General features: G+C 34.9%; 18 protein-coding genes. 9 read left to right on the forward strand and 9 right to left on the reverse strand.

The features are described from left to right. The coding region (locus QXW15_RS06415) for a sugar nucleotide-binding protein (RefSeq protein ID WP_342790189.1) at positions 1-436 on the forward strand (436 nt) is incomplete at its 5' end. A gap of 113 nt (positions 437-549) precedes the next feature. Then, positions 550-1,098, forward strand: a complete 549-nt coding sequence (locus tag QXW15_RS06420; protein WP_287954935.1) for a hypothetical protein — start codon at positions 550-552, stop codon at positions 1,096-1,098. Here the strand turns inward: QXW15_RS06420 and QXW15_RS06425 are convergent. Both QXW15_RS06425 and QXW15_RS06430 read right to left on the reverse strand, forming a co-directional pair. Then, on the reverse strand, positions 1,093-1,572 hold the full coding sequence (locus QXW15_RS06425) for a hypothetical protein (protein WP_342790190.1): 480 nt from the start codon (positions 1,570-1,572) through the stop codon (positions 1,093-1,095). The two genes, QXW15_RS06420 and QXW15_RS06425, sit on opposite strands and share 6 nt — an antisense overlap. Before the next feature lie 56 nt (positions 1,573-1,628). Continuing rightward, positions 1,629-1,916, reverse strand: a complete 288-nt coding sequence (locus QXW15_RS06430; protein WP_048102473.1) for a YunC family protein — start codon at positions 1,914-1,916, stop codon at positions 1,629-1,631. A gap of 70 nt (positions 1,917-1,986) precedes the next feature. On the opposite strand from QXW15_RS06430, the gene rnz reads away from it, so the two are divergent. Continuing rightward, complete coding sequence (gene rnz / locus QXW15_RS06435) at positions 1,987-2,919, forward strand: ribonuclease Z (protein ID WP_055032291.1); 933 nt, start codon at positions 1,987-1,989, stop codon at positions 2,917-2,919. On the opposite strand, the gene QXW15_RS06440 is transcribed toward rnz, so the two are convergent. The 6 genes from QXW15_RS06440 to QXW15_RS06465 form a co-directional block, all read right to left on the reverse strand. Beyond that, positions 2,903-3,325, reverse strand: coding sequence for a hypothetical protein (locus tag QXW15_RS06440; RefSeq protein WP_055032290.1), 423 nt, complete (start codon positions 3,323-3,325; stop codon positions 2,903-2,905). The genes rnz and QXW15_RS06440 overlap by 17 nt on opposite strands. Before the next feature lie 35 nt (positions 3,326-3,360). After that, entirely contained in the window at positions 3,361-4,569 is a 1,209-nt protein-coding gene (locus QXW15_RS06445) for a 2,3-bisphosphoglycerate-independent phosphoglycerate mutase (protein WP_054963884.1), read from the reverse strand. Between the two features lie 22 nt (positions 4,570-4,591). Further along, positions 4,592-5,134: a 2'-5' RNA ligase family protein gene (locus QXW15_RS06450; RefSeq protein ID WP_048102478.1), complete on the reverse strand. Its 543-nt coding sequence runs from the start codon at positions 5,132-5,134 to the stop codon at positions 4,592-4,594. Positions 5,135-5,139: 5 nt separating this feature from the next. Beyond that, positions 5,140-5,967 carry a fumarylacetoacetate hydrolase family protein gene (locus tag QXW15_RS06455; protein WP_055032292.1) on the reverse strand — a complete coding sequence of 276 codons (828 nt, stop codon included), beginning with the start codon at positions 5,965-5,967 and terminating at the stop codon, positions 5,140-5,142. A gap of 100 nt (positions 5,968-6,067) precedes the next feature. Continuing rightward, positions 6,068-7,294 carry an adenosylhomocysteinase gene (locus QXW15_RS06460; protein WP_048102558.1) on the reverse strand — a complete coding sequence of 409 codons (1,227 nt, stop codon included), beginning with the start codon at positions 7,292-7,294 and terminating at the stop codon, positions 6,068-6,070. A gap of 5 nt (positions 7,295-7,299) precedes the next feature. Continuing rightward, on the reverse strand, positions 7,300-7,869 hold the full coding sequence (locus tag QXW15_RS06465; protein WP_054964068.1) for a dihydrofolate reductase family protein: 570 nt from the start codon (positions 7,867-7,869) through the stop codon (positions 7,300-7,302). A gap of 111 nt (positions 7,870-7,980) precedes the next feature. Between QXW15_RS06465 and QXW15_RS06470 the strand changes: the two genes are divergently transcribed. Genes QXW15_RS06470 through ribH form a run of 4 tightly spaced genes read left to right on the forward strand, consistent with a single transcriptional unit; the run spans position 7,981 to position 10,610 of the window. Continuing rightward, on the forward strand, positions 7,981-8,985 hold the full coding sequence (locus QXW15_RS06470) for an amidohydrolase family protein (RefSeq protein WP_054964069.1): 1,005 nt from the start codon (positions 7,981-7,983) through the stop codon (positions 8,983-8,985). 39 nt (positions 8,986-9,024) lie between these two features. Continuing rightward, entirely contained in the window at positions 9,025-9,696 is a 672-nt protein-coding gene (ribB, locus tag QXW15_RS06475) for a 3,4-dihydroxy-2-butanone-4-phosphate synthase (protein ID WP_054964070.1), read from the forward strand. Then, positions 9,693-10,181 (forward strand): riboflavin synthase, encoded by a 489-nt coding sequence (gene ribC / locus QXW15_RS06480; protein WP_054964071.1) that lies wholly within the window; start codon positions 9,693-9,695, stop codon positions 10,179-10,181. Before ribB ends, ribC begins: the two co-directional genes overlap by 4 nt. Before the next feature lie 9 nt (positions 10,182-10,190). Then, positions 10,191-10,610, forward strand: coding sequence for a 6,7-dimethyl-8-ribityllumazine synthase (gene ribH, locus QXW15_RS06485; protein ID WP_048102486.1), 420 nt, complete (start codon positions 10,191-10,193; stop codon positions 10,608-10,610). 14 nt (positions 10,611-10,624) lie between these two features. Here the strand turns inward: ribH and pdxT are convergent, their stop codons facing one another. Next, positions 10,625-11,206 carry a pyridoxal 5'-phosphate synthase glutaminase subunit PdxT gene (gene pdxT, locus QXW15_RS06490; protein ID WP_048102487.1) on the reverse strand — a complete coding sequence of 194 codons (582 nt, stop codon included), beginning with the start codon at positions 11,204-11,206 and terminating at the stop codon, positions 10,625-10,627. Between the two features lie 245 nt (positions 11,207-11,451). Here pdxT and QXW15_RS06495 point away from each other — a divergent pair, with 245 nt between their 5' ends. Both QXW15_RS06495 and QXW15_RS06500 read left to right on the forward strand, forming a co-directional pair. After that, positions 11,452-12,084 (forward strand): helix-turn-helix domain-containing protein, encoded by a 633-nt coding sequence (locus tag QXW15_RS06495; RefSeq protein WP_048102488.1) that lies wholly within the window; start codon positions 11,452-11,454, stop codon positions 12,082-12,084. An 80-nt stretch (positions 12,085-12,164) separates the two neighbouring features. Continuing rightward, complete coding sequence (locus QXW15_RS06500) at positions 12,165-12,980, forward strand: MEMO1 family protein (RefSeq protein WP_048102489.1); 816 nt, start codon at positions 12,165-12,167, stop codon at positions 12,978-12,980. The last annotated feature ends 25 nt before the right edge of the window (positions 12,981-13,005 follow it).

The following is a 13,005-nucleotide window of genomic DNA, read 5'->3' on the forward strand; positions in this document are numbered from 1 at the left end:
AACAAAGCTAATGGGTGAGGCCGAGGCAAAAAAGGATAATGATTATATTATATTCAGATCAGGTTTAATATATGGTAAATGTATTAAAAACATATATACGGACATACTTGTTTCACTCAGGGGAAGAACACCCTTGAAACTCGATAATAGCATAAGAATTAATCCAACACTGAACCGTGATGCCTCAATGGCAGTTGAGGCGATAATAAAATACAGCGACAATGATATATATAATCTGGCATCACCTGATAATATGACGCTTTATGATTTTGGCAGGACCATTGCAGGGACACTTAATGTTGATAATTATTATTTCATAAAAATAAACAGTTCTAGTTGTTATAATTACGATGTATCGTCAGAAAAAATTGAGAAAACTCTTAATTTTAAATTTTCAACATTGAACCTCATGAATTTTATGACATTTCTCAGGTAAATACTTTGTTTGTCTTTAAATGGCCTATTTCAATTTAAAAAAATATAAAAAATATTTATTACAAAAAATTGGATTTAATGAATAGTTTAAAACCCTTAATGTTATTACATATTATGATTGTTTTATCCACTGTTGGAAAGCTGCATAATGAAATAAAAAATTACACATATAAAGATCTTGCAGACATGCCCGGTTCACTTGGCTATCATGAGGTGTTCATAGCATATACTTCTGAGAAGGAATATAATAAAAATCCTGATGATTTCCCGGAAATATCAATGCTTAAAAGGTCCTATAATATTTATTTCAACGGTATAGACATGGATTTTTACAGAAATATTGAAAATGAATATAAAATAAGGCCGGAAAATGCGGAAACAACCACCAAAAAGAATCTTCTTGATATGCTCAATTCAATTACAAGGACGTATTTGGAGGGCTACTGGAAGGATGGTGATACAATAAATTCTGAGCTTACAGATAGCGTTTTTAGGGCAAAGCATAAATTCATGCTATCAATGAATCCGGATTACGAGGAAAAATACTGGGTGCCAATGCATGAAGAGATCTTTAAAAATATAATAAAAATAAACAGAGATCTTGCAATAATATCAGAGGTTGAAAGCTCGTTTTATTTTAAGGATAAATTAAAAAAATTATGATGTAATTTTATCGACAAAATTGCATCTTAATATGACCTTTGCCTTGCTTAGTGTTTTTGGTATTATTACATTTTTAACATTTATTATTGATATAACGTATTTATCAAACTGCTCACCGGTAATATCTGTAAATGTTAGATTTTCTATGTTTTTAAAGACTATTTTCCTTCCTATTTCCTCAAGATCCTTCCCGGATATATCAAGATCCTTTATGTTTTCGATATATTCCGATGAACCCTCCTTAAGGCCCTTTATAAAGTTATCTGATAAATGCTTTGCATTATCTATTGAACCAACAAATGACCTGTATGCCTCATCTGTTATCTGCCCAATTGTTTTTCCAGTATCGCTGGATAATTTCTGTATTCTTTTATAAAGGTCTGAGCTTACACCCTTTATTGAAATTGTCTTTCTTATGACTGTCTCCTCCTCTGCATCCTCTTCCTTGTTTTCAAGTTCCTTTTTTTCTGCCATAACTATCAGGTAATAATGGCTTATAAGTATATAAGTTTATTGGTTTACCAGATTACCTATAATTTATCAATTACATCCATTATATTATCACCGGGCTTTATGCCAAGCTCCAATGCCCTCTGTGAGCACGAATTTACCTTTGAATTCAATACATCATTTATGTCATTTACCCCGGTTACCCTTACGGCTATATCACCCATTGCATTTGCAGCATCAATGTTCAGGTAACCACACATGATATACCCTGTTTCTCCCTTTAAAACAACCATTGGTGCTTTGGTTCCGAGCTTAACATTAATGTACTCATATTTTTTCCCCTTAATATTTACCTCCTGATCTATCATGAATTATAAATATAAATGTAATATAATTAATTTATGAAATGTAATATATTAATTTTGCATAGCCATTTTTATGGCATCAAATATTAAAATAACATTCCTTGGCACAGGTGGCTCATTACCAAAACCGGGAAGGGCACTGCCTGCCGTTGCAGTCCACATTGATGATGTCCTTAACCTATTTGACTGCGGTGAGGGCACACAGAAGCAGATTATGAAGAGTTCTATTTCGTACATGGATATTAAAAACATATTTATTACACATTTTCACGGGGACCATTTTCTTGGGCTTGCCGGCCTAATAAATACAATGTCATTCAGTGGAAGGGAAAATGACCTTAATATCTATGGCCCGCCCGGTGCAATATATTTTGTTAAAAAGATAATAGACCTTGGTTATTATTCATTGAATTTTAATATAAAAATTACGGAATTGGATTATGGAAAAACATATGACCTTGGAAAATTTTTACTAAGGACATTAAAAAGCGATCATCCCGTACCTGCAATATCATATTCCATTGAGGAGAAGGATGCATATAAAATTGATAGAAATCTGGTGGATAAAATAAATTTTCCGGTGAATAAACTTGAGGAGCTAAGATCACTCGGAAGGCTGGAAATAAACAACAAAATTTTCAAAATAGAGGATGTTTCACTGGGCATAAAAAAGGGAAGAAAAATAGTTTACAGCGGGGATACCAGACCGTTAAATTCCATGGTTGAATTTGCCAAAAATGCAGATGTTTTAATCCACGATTCAACAATGGATTCATCCATGGAGCCCATGGTAAATGAATACGGCCACACATCATCCAGACAGGCTGCGGAAATAGCAAGGGATGCAAATGTGAAAAAATTATATTTATTCCATTACAGCGCAAGGTACAATGATCTTAAAATTCTTCTTAATGATGCATTAAGCGTGTTCCCAAGAACATATTTGAGCACAGAATTAATGGATGTGGATGTTCCAAAGGATACAGAGGTTATTCCCCTGCATTAGATTCTACAAATTCCTTTATTCTTTTTAATGCATTTTCTGCACCTGATTCAAAATGACCCTGCAACCTTCGTGAAAATAGGATTAATGATGGGCCAAGCTTGATATTCCATTCCGTTGTAAGTATGCTCTTATTTCCATCGTATTTAATTGTATTTTTTGTATATCCTGTAAATGGGCCCTTAATGTAATTCTGTATAAATATGAAGCTATTCCTGTCAAATTCAAAGGTGCTAACAGCCCTTGATGGGAATGCAAATTTTACATCATACCTGTTTTCACCTATTTTATTTATTTCCCTTGTTCCATGCCAGAAATCAGGAATTCTTGGGATATCTGTAATTACCTTATATATAACATCCGGTTTTGAATTTATCTCTATTGACCTTGCAAATTTTAATTCCTTCATAATTGTAAATAAGGTTAATATTTTAAACTTTTGTTTTATGCACCGTATTTTTCTGACCTATCTGAATATGAAAGGAGCAATGGCATAATGTCAAGGCTTGTAATTTTATAATATCCAAGGGATACGCTTGCCTCATCAAATGTTTTAACATAATCCCTGGTTATTCCTGATGTTGATATTAATATCGGCACAGGATCGCCGGTATGATCGCCAAAACTGCATGGTGTGCTATGGTCACCTGTTACCGCTATTACTGTTGTATCCAGAAGTTTTTTAAGCCCCTCCATGGCACGATCAGTTTTTTCAATTACCTCCCTTTTAAGCTCGGGCTTTCTGTCATGGCCGGCAATATCTGTGCCCTTAATATTTACAAGGACAAAATCATGTGTTTTCAGGGCATCCACGGCAGCTGATATTACATTTTCATAATTTGTATCGGTTCTGCCTGTCATTCCCGAAACATTAAGAATGTCAAATCCTGCCATTCTTGCTATTCCCCTTATCAATGGTGTGCCTGAAACACATGCGGCCTTTAAACCATAAAGCTTTTCAAAGGATGGCATTTCTGGAAGTTTACCTGCGCCACGGATCATTATCTCATTTGCAGGCTTCTCTCCATTCTGAATCCTCTTCTTGTTAACCTCGTGGTTATTTAATATCTCTCTTGATCTAATAAGAAATTTATTGATAACACTGGATGTAAATTCCGCCTCCGGTGACAGTGGTTTTGTAAGCATAATATCAGAATTTATTGCATGCGGATCTGTTTCACTGACCCTATCAGAAAGGTTTGGCCCGCGGATAACCAGTGCTGCGCGATGCTCCACACCAGATTTTATTATAAATTTAACACCGTCTATCTCAGTTTCAAGGGACCTTGAAAGCTCTGTGGTATCCTTTATACGCCCTGCACGGCGGTCTGTTACCCTTCCATTTTCCACCGATGCAAAGTTTGCCCTAAATGCAACATCCCCCGGCTGAAGGTCTATGCCTAGACCAAGTGCCTCGAATGGACCGCGGCCCGTGTAATATTCCCTTGGATTATAACCAAGTATTGATAAATGCGATGTATCCGATCCGCTTCTGATGCCAAAACCTACTGGGGACATTAAACCGGTAACTCCATTATCTGCAAGGTAATCCAGATTTGGCTTAAATGCAGCCTGAAGTGCAGTTTTATTGCCAAGGGCCCTGTTAGGCCTGTCACCAAGTCCATCCAGTATTATTAATAAAATCTTTTTCATAATTCAGAATGCCATTGAATAATTAAAATTTATCATTGAAATAAACCCTTTTGAAATTCCAGCGCTTTTCCATTGAGGACCTTCTTCCAATAAGAATATGATCAATTTTTTCCTCATAATCCAGTTTAAAATTTTTATATTTTTCAAGTATTTTATTTAGTTCGTCATCGTGTATGTTTTTCCTGGCTATGCTTAAATGTGGAACAAACTCTGATGAATTAATTACATTATCCTTTAAAGCATTATTAATCAGATCATGGAGTCTCCTAAATTCATATGGATAAATTACTTTAAGATAAACAATATAAAAAATTCTGCCGTTTTTTTCCCTCTGAAAATAATCAAGCCCATCGAAGCCTATGTTAAAAGCCTTTATATTTTTGCAGACATTATACACTTTATCCATGTCAAGATGCCTGTAATCCTTTAAATATGCAAGTGTTATATGCACGCCCTTATTGCTTAATGTGCCTATGTAACCGTATTCATTGCTAATTCTTTTCTTTAATAATGTTACCCTGCGCCTTGTTTTTAATCCAGGCTTTACTATTAATGTATAATACATAATTTTTATTCCACAAATCTGTTTTTTAATTCCCCTATTTTATCGATTTTTACAGTAACGTTATCACCCGGCTTTATCCAGATTCTTTTATCCTCTGGCATGCCAAGTATCACGCCTGACGGTGTTCCCGTAGATATTACATCCCCGGGCATTAACGTTATGTATTTTGATATATAGCTGATAAGCTCATCCACGGGGTGTATCATGTAATCAGTGGATGAGTTCTGCCTCAGATCAGTATTAAGATAGGTCTGTATTCTTAAATCCTGAGGATCCGGAATTTCATCCGCAGTAACAATGTATGGCCCATTGGGGAAGAAGCCATCAAAGCTCTTGCCTATAAACCACTGGCCATTCAAAAATTGCATTTTCCTCGAGCTTACATCATTTGCAATAAAATAGCCAAAAACATGGTCAAGTGCATCCCTTTTTGAAACATCCCTGGCCTTTTTTCCAATCATAACACCAAGCTCACCCTCGTAATCAACATTCATGTTTTTTAATATCCTTACCCTGCTGTTATTTCCTGTTAATGAATTATTTGATTTTAAAAATAAGACAGGGTCATCAAACGATTTCTCCCGTGTTTCATCAATATGTGTTTTATAATTGAGCCCTATGCATATAATGTTTGAGGATTTATCAACTGCTGATTCAAATGAATAATCATATGATTCGAATTCATTAATGTTCTCAATTTTTTTAAAATCCTCACGGTCAAGGTCCTTTATGGCCTGCTTTTTTACCCCAAAATTATCAGCCAGTGCGATTTTATTACCATTGAAAAGCGCAATATGCCTTTTATTATCTATGCTTACTATGCCAAGCCTCATGCAATAATAATAATTAATTCTATATATAATTTTTATAAATGAAAAAATGGTAATTATTAAAAATTAAGGAAATATAATATTATATTAATTTATAAATAAATTAAGTGCCCTCTGTATAGCTGTCCATATATTTTAACTGTTCATCTGTAAGCCTATCTATTTTTATATTAAGCACATCCAATTCTATTTCCGCAACCTGCCTGTCAATCTCCTCCGGCACAGGATAAACCCTGTTCTGAAGCTTTTCATGGTTTTTGACAATATACTCTGCGGTAAGTGCCTGAAGTGAAAAGCTTAAATCCATGATTTCCACGGGATGACCCTGCCCTGATGCCAGATTAAGCAACCTGCCATCTGATATTACATTTACCGTATTTCCATTTTCAAGCCTGTACTCGGTGACCATGTTTCTTACCTGTGTTTTTCCAAGGCTTCTCCTGTTAAGGTCATCAACGGCTATTTCATTGTTAAAATGCCCAACATTGCCCAGTATTATGCCCTTTTTGGCGGCAAGCATATCATCGTATGATATTACATTCTTCATACCGGTGGCCGTAAAGGCAATATCAGCATTTCTTATTGCATGATTAATTGTATCAACGTTAAAGCCATCCATTACAGCCTCAATGGCCTTCACCGGGTCAACCTCTGTCACTGTAACATCGGCACCCATGCCCTTCAGCCTCATGGCAACACCCTTGCCAACCCAGCCGTAGCCTGCAACTATTACGTGCTTACCTGCAATTAATATATTTGTTGCATTCATAAAGCCGTCAAGTGCGCTCTGGCCTGAGCCATAACGGTTATCAAAAAGGTGCTTCATCTGTGCATCATTTACATCAAACATTGGGAATTTTAATGCACCAGCCCTCTCCATAGCCTTTAACCTAACAACACCGGTGGTTGTTTCCTCATTTCCCCCCATAAGGTTTTTAACAATTTCGGGTTTTGATGACACAAGGTTGGTAAGGTCCCCGCCATCATCGATAATAATATCAGGAATCTCATCTATGGTTTTCTCTATATTTTCATAGTATTCTTTCTCTGTTTCACCCTTTCTTGCAAAAACCTTCATATTATAATCATTCTTTAATGATTCAACAACAGAATCATCAGAACTCAGTGGATTGCAGGATGCAAGCCTGACATCGGCACCACCCTCCTTTAATAATAATGCGAATATGCCAGTTTTTGCCTCAACGTGAAGCGCCATCGCAATTTTAATTCCCTTCAGGGGTTTTTCTTTTAAAAATCTCTCCCTTATTTTTTGTGAAACACCCATATGATCGCGTGCCCACTTTAATCTAAGATATCCAGAATTTTCCATCGCCATCAGTCTAGTATGCCTTTGACATTTAAAAGTATTCCCATATCAACGGACATTATCTCAAAAATAATCTTCCTTTTTTTTAAATTAAAAAGATCGGTGCCGTTTAATACCATTCCAGGATTTATATAAATATAAAATTCATCAAACAGTTTTTTGTCAATGAACTGGTTAATAACATTTGATCCACCCTCCACAAGGATGCTCTTAATACCATAATTATAAAGTTCATCCAAAATATATTCTATGCTGGTGTTTTTTACAAATAATGTTGATGCATTATCTATTTTTTTGTTATATTTTGATACAATGATTGTTTTTATCCTGCCATCGAATACATGATAATTCCCTGAAAGCTTGAGATTTCCGTCAAGGACTATTCTGCATCTGGAATTATTTAATTCTGGATTGTCATTGATAACAGTGTTTGCACCGATAAGAACAGCATCGACCCTCCTTCGTATATCCATAACCCTTTGAAGGTCATTGTCACTGGATATTTTGCATCTTCCCGATGCAGATGATATTTTTCCATTAAGCGCCATGGCAACATTAATTATAATGTACGGTCTCATACACTGGTATTGTTTCATATTATAACAATTTTGAGGTATTACTATTTTTTAAGTAACTTATTATTAAGTAAATACTAAATTAATAAATAATATAAAATAATTATCAAAACAATGATTATTACGGGCAACATTTACCATAATGGAAGGATAATACCAGGAACATTGGACCTTGAAAATTTTCGCTTCAGTGAGGGTATTTCCAGTAATGGATTATATGGCACACTGATACCGGCACCTGTAAATTTTCACACCCATGTTGGTGATTCATTTATTAAGGAGGAACCAAGGGGGACCATACCGGAAATAGTTGGTCCGGGTGGGCTCAAGCACAGGCTTCTCGATAATGCAACAGATGATGAAATCATAAAATATATCTCGATGACAAATCTATTCATGGAGGGATCAGGCACCGTGGCATATGTTGATTTCCGTGAGCAGGGAATTCATGGCATAAATTTAATAAAAAGGTCTGTGGCAAATTATATAAGGCCTGTAATACTGGGAAGGCCATATAATAATGATAATATAGATGACATTATAAAAAATGCAGACGGCATAGCACTGAGTTCATTAAATGATATTGACTTTAATACTGCCATGGAATGTTCAAAAAAAGCACACAGTGCGGGAAAAATTTTTGCAATGCATTTCAGTGAAAATGTTAATGAGGATATAAACAAAATATTAATGCTAAAACCTGATTTTCTTGTACATGGCATTGAGGCCTCGGACAGCGACCTTGATATGATAGGACATTTAAGAATACCCATTGTGATAACGCCAAGGTCAAACATATTTTATGGAAAAAGGCCGGATTACTCAAGATATTTGGCACATGGTATTGATTTATTGCTGGGTACCGATAATGTTTTTGTTACAGAGCCGGATATGTTTTCAGAAATGGATTTTCTTTACAGATATCAGAGATTTTTCAATTATATTGAACCTGAAAAAGTATTATCAATGGCTGTTGAAACACCAAGAAGATTTCTGTATAATCATAATATTAAAATTCCAGAAAGGTACATTTTCTTTGAGAATGAGCTGTTAAATGAATACGATATAATTACCAAGGCACATTATTATAAACCGGAAATATTACCCAATATTAAGTAACTACTAAAAAGTTAAATATGATTATGCCATAAGCAGATTATGATTTCCAGTGCGTTGCAGAGCCTTAGATCAGGCAAACCAGTTTTAATATTCGATTCCAGCGATCGTGAGGGTGAAACAGATATAGTTGTTGCATCACAGTTTGTCACACCACAGATAATAAGAATGATGAGAAAAAACGGCGGCGGATTAATATGCACAACGATTAAATCATGCCACGCCAGAAAAATTGGGCTTCCGCTTTTGGAGGATTTATATTCCAGCAATCTTTCAATAGGAAATGCATTAACAGACACCAATGATATGAAATATGATAAAAGCAGCACATTTTCAATAACAGTGAATTCAAGAGATACATTTACCGGAATACCGGACATTGATAGATCAAAAACTGTAAATCATATTGCAGATTTTATTGGTAATATAAAAAATGAAAAACCAGAGGATTTTGCAAGAATCTTCAGGGCACCGGGCCATATTCACCTGCTGATAGCAACCGATGGTTATTTTAAAAATCGGAGGGGTCATACAGAGCTAAGCACATACCTCGTAGAGCAGGCCGGCCTAATACCAAGTGCAACCATAGTTGAAATGCTTTCTGACTCTGGATATTCAATGACATATGATGAAACAAAAAAATATGCAGACCAAAATTCACTTGATATAATAACAGGCGATGAAATTATAAAATACTGGGGTGAAAATCATTGAAGACCATAGGAATTGCAGATACAAATTTTGCCAGATATGACATGGCCTCATCTGCCATTGATGAACTCTATAAAACTGGCACGGGTTTTACAATAGAGAGATACACTGTTCCGGGCATAAAGGACCTTCCGGTTGCATGCAAAATACTTTTTGAGGACTATAAATGTGATATAGTAATGGCATTTGGAATGCCCGGGCCCATGCCTGTTGATAAAATGTCTGCACAGATTGCATCCACAGGCCTCATGGAGGTACAGCTTCAGGAAAAAAAGCACATTATAGAGGTTTTCGTCCATGAGGATGAGGCGGATTCCGATGATATGCTGGCATGGCTCTGCGATTCTAGGGCCAGGGAGCATGCATTGAATGCATACTATCTTATATTTGATAGGAAAAAATTAATTGAAAATGCGGGCATGGGACTCAGGCAGGGATTTCCTGATAAGGGTCCGGTCGGTGGTTCCATGGGAGGGCACAGACACTAGGTGATTTAAATGGATAAAATAAATATTGGAATAGTTGTTGCCGAATTTAATTATGATATAACAATGATGATGCTCCAGCGGGCAAGAGAATATGCAGAATTTCTTGGTGTAAATGTTTCAAGGGTATTCAGGGTTCCGGGCACATTTGACATGCCGCTTGCAATTAAAAAACTTTTGAAACTCGATGATGTTGATGGGGTTGTAACCCTGGGTGCGGTAATTAAGGGGGAAACAGATCATCACAGGGTAATCATGGACAATGCGGCAAGAAAAATCACGGATTTATCACTTGAATTTGAAAAGCCCGTTGCACTTGGCATATCCGGATCAGGGGAATCCAGATTGCAGGCAGAGGCAAGAATAGAGATGGCAAAGGATGCTGTTGAGAGCTGTGTTAAAATGATAAAATCATTAAGAGATCTAAAATAAAAATTAATTTTAAATTATTTTTTAATTTTACTTATAAAATATTCATGTATTCTCGGATCTCCAGTTAACTCCGGATGAAAAGTAAGTGCCATTATATCAAGGTTTTTATCTGTAACAAATACAGCCCTGTTATTTAATTCAGATAATATATTTACATTTCCTGGAACCTCTATTTCAGGTGCTCTTATAAATACTGCATTAAATGCGCCCATTCCATTTATTTGAACCTCCTTAATAAATGAATCAACCTGCCTGCCGTATGCATTTCTTTTAATGGTTATATCAAGAAGTCCCATACCTGTTACGCGATCATCTCCTGTATCTTTAGATAATATAATTGCCCCCGCGCATGTTCCCATAACTGCAAGATCATTATTTAATGCCATTGATTTAATTTTATCGTATAAATTATTTTTAATAAGGAATTTATAAATTACAGTGCTCTCGCCACCGGGTATGATTAAACCATCAATATTTTCAAGGTCATTAACAGAATTCACCTTAACAGGTGATACATTATATTTTCTTTTAAGCGATTTTATCATGTCAAAATGTTCCTGAACATCGCCCTGAATATTTAATATGCCTATATTCATGCGATGATAATTCCATACAAATATAAAATTTATTAGATTTTTAAAAATTTATGAATGAAAGATTTCAGGATTATTATACAAACCATATATATTATTTACATGAAAGAATACACAAAATTTAAATTAAAATTTAGAAATTTCTATATATGGTTATTTATATTAAAATCCGATAAACTGGTAAATTAACTTTTGCATTAATTTGAAAAAATTTAATAATGCTTAAAGCATAATATTAACTGTTGACTATGGATATAACCTATAAATTTGAATATGAAAGCTGCTTTGCGGCCCGCCTTGTTCAGGAATTGAATGTTGATGTAAAGCTTCTCAAAAAATATTACAGTGATGATCTCTTACAGGAAACAATTTTTGTATATTCAACAAATGAAGATAAATTAAAACTTGTTATTCCATACCTTAAAGACCATATGAATATATCAGATTATGATATAATATCCCAGAATGAACATTCTGTTGTTGTAAAGGTCACAACAAATTCGTGCCCACTCCTAACAATATTAAAAAAATTAGATACAGATAAGAAACCTTTGGTGGAAAAAATAGATTCAAATGGCATTATAGAATGGAATATAGAACTTGATGCATTATCTGATTTAAATTATATATCCGATGCATTAAAAACAAAATATAATGTTAAAAATGTATCCAGAAAGATAAATAAGATCAAAAAGCAGGATCCAAAATCTGAATACATACTCCATGAGGCATATGAGCTCGGTTATTTTGATACACCCAAAAGGATTGGGCTTGAGGAGCTTTCAGTTATATTACATATTCCACCAACAACACTGGATCTTATTTTAAGGGATTCTGTAAAAAAGGTATTAAAAAATAACTTTTCCAAGCAAACATACTAATAGTATATTTTTTTATATAATGCTGTAAACATTTGTTTTTCATATATAAACGTTAATATAAGCCATAGTAATACTTTATCATGAATGCCAGAAGGCCATACGTTGCAGGCGCATTTTATCCAGATGATAGGAATGAACTTTTAAAAATGCTTGATTTGTACATGTCCCAGGATTTTCCGCAAATCAAATTTAAAAAAATTATAGGTATAATAGTGCCCCATGCCGGTTATATTTACTCTGGATCAACAGCGGCATATGCCTATAATATCCTCAGGGGTATTGAAAAGCATGATTTTATTATTATTGGCCCAAACCATTACGGATATCCGAGGCACCCGTCAATATATCCCGATGGTTTCTGGGAAACACCACTAGGTGATGCAAAGGTGGATTCAGATCTATCAAAAGTATTAATTAAAAAATCAGGAATTATACAGGAGGATAGGGAGGCACATGATATAGAGCACTCAATCGAGGTTCAGATCCCATTTCTTCAGTACATATTTGACAATAATTTTGAATTCGCACCGATTATACTTGGAGACCAGAGCATGCATACAGCAAAGAGCATTGCAGAAACCATATATTCATTAAACAGAATACCGCCGGTTATAATCAGTTCCGATTTAAATCATTACCTAAGTTATGACGAAAATAACAGAAATGATGATATTATTATAAATGACATATTAAAATTGAATCTGACAAGGTATTATGATGATATAAATCAATATGATATAACAGCATGCGGTTTTGGTGCAATTGCAGTACTTATGTATATAACAAAACGCATGGGAGGAAAAATAAGGATTTTGCACCACAGCAACTCCGGCGATGCATTCGGGGATAAAAGGCGTGTGGTGGGCTACGGTGCATTTTTATCATATATTGAATAACATTATATATTAAATTAGCAATATT

The organism is Acidiplasma sp., from assembly GCF_038728925.1.
GTDB lineage: Archaea > Thermoplasmatota > Thermoplasmata > Thermoplasmatales > Thermoplasmataceae > Acidiplasma > Acidiplasma aeolicum.

Excerpts from the sequence above, each read along its gene's own strand:
- QXW15_RS06450 (WP_048102478.1), bottom strand. The coding sequence starts at position 5,134 with ATGTATTATACATTAATAGTAAAGCCTGGATTAAAAACAAGGCGCAGG.
- QXW15_RS06440 (WP_055032290.1), bottom strand. The coding sequence starts at position 3,325 with ATGAAGGAATTAAAATTTGCAAGGTCAATAGAGATAAATTCAAAACCG.
- QXW15_RS06465 (WP_054964068.1), bottom strand. The coding sequence starts at position 7,869 with ATGAGACCGTACATTATAATTAATGTTGCCATGGCGCTTAATGGAAAA.
- QXW15_RS06460 (WP_048102558.1), bottom strand. The coding sequence starts at position 7,294 with ATGGAAAATTCTGGATATCTTAGATTAAAGTGGGCACGCGATCATATG.
- ribB (WP_054964070.1), top strand. The coding sequence starts at position 9,025 with ATGATTTCCAGTGCGTTGCAGAGCCTTAGATCAGGCAAACCAGTTTTA.
- rnz (WP_055032291.1), top strand. The coding sequence starts at position 1,987 with ATGGCATCAAATATTAAAATAACATTCCTTGGCACAGGTGGCTCATTA.
- QXW15_RS06430 (WP_048102473.1), bottom strand. The coding sequence starts at position 1,916 with ATGATAGATCAGGAGGTAAATATTAAGGGGAAAAAATATGAGTACATT.
- QXW15_RS06420 (WP_287954935.1), top strand. The coding sequence starts at position 550 with ATGATTGTTTTATCCACTGTTGGAAAGCTGCATAATGAAATAAAAAAT.
- QXW15_RS06445 (WP_054963884.1), bottom strand. The coding sequence starts at position 4,569 with ATGAAAAAGATTTTATTAATAATACTGGATGGACTTGGTGACAGGCCT.
- QXW15_RS06455 (WP_055032292.1), bottom strand. The coding sequence starts at position 5,967 with ATGAGGCTTGGCATAGTAAGCATAGATAATAAAAGGCATATTGCGCTT.
- pdxT (WP_048102487.1), bottom strand. The coding sequence starts at position 11,206 with ATGAATATAGGCATATTAAATATTCAGGGCGATGTTCAGGAACATTTT.
- QXW15_RS06495 (WP_048102488.1), top strand. The coding sequence starts at position 11,452 with ATGGATATAACCTATAAATTTGAATATGAAAGCTGCTTTGCGGCCCGC.
- QXW15_RS06470 (WP_054964069.1), top strand. The coding sequence starts at position 7,981 with ATGATTATTACGGGCAACATTTACCATAATGGAAGGATAATACCAGGA.
- ribH (WP_048102486.1), top strand. The coding sequence starts at position 10,191 with ATGGATAAAATAAATATTGGAATAGTTGTTGCCGAATTTAATTATGAT.
- QXW15_RS06500 (WP_048102489.1), top strand. The coding sequence starts at position 12,165 with ATGAATGCCAGAAGGCCATACGTTGCAGGCGCATTTTATCCAGATGAT.
- QXW15_RS06425 (WP_342790190.1), bottom strand. The coding sequence starts at position 1,572 with ATGGCAGAAAAAAAGGAACTTGAAAACAAGGAAGAGGATGCAGAGGAG.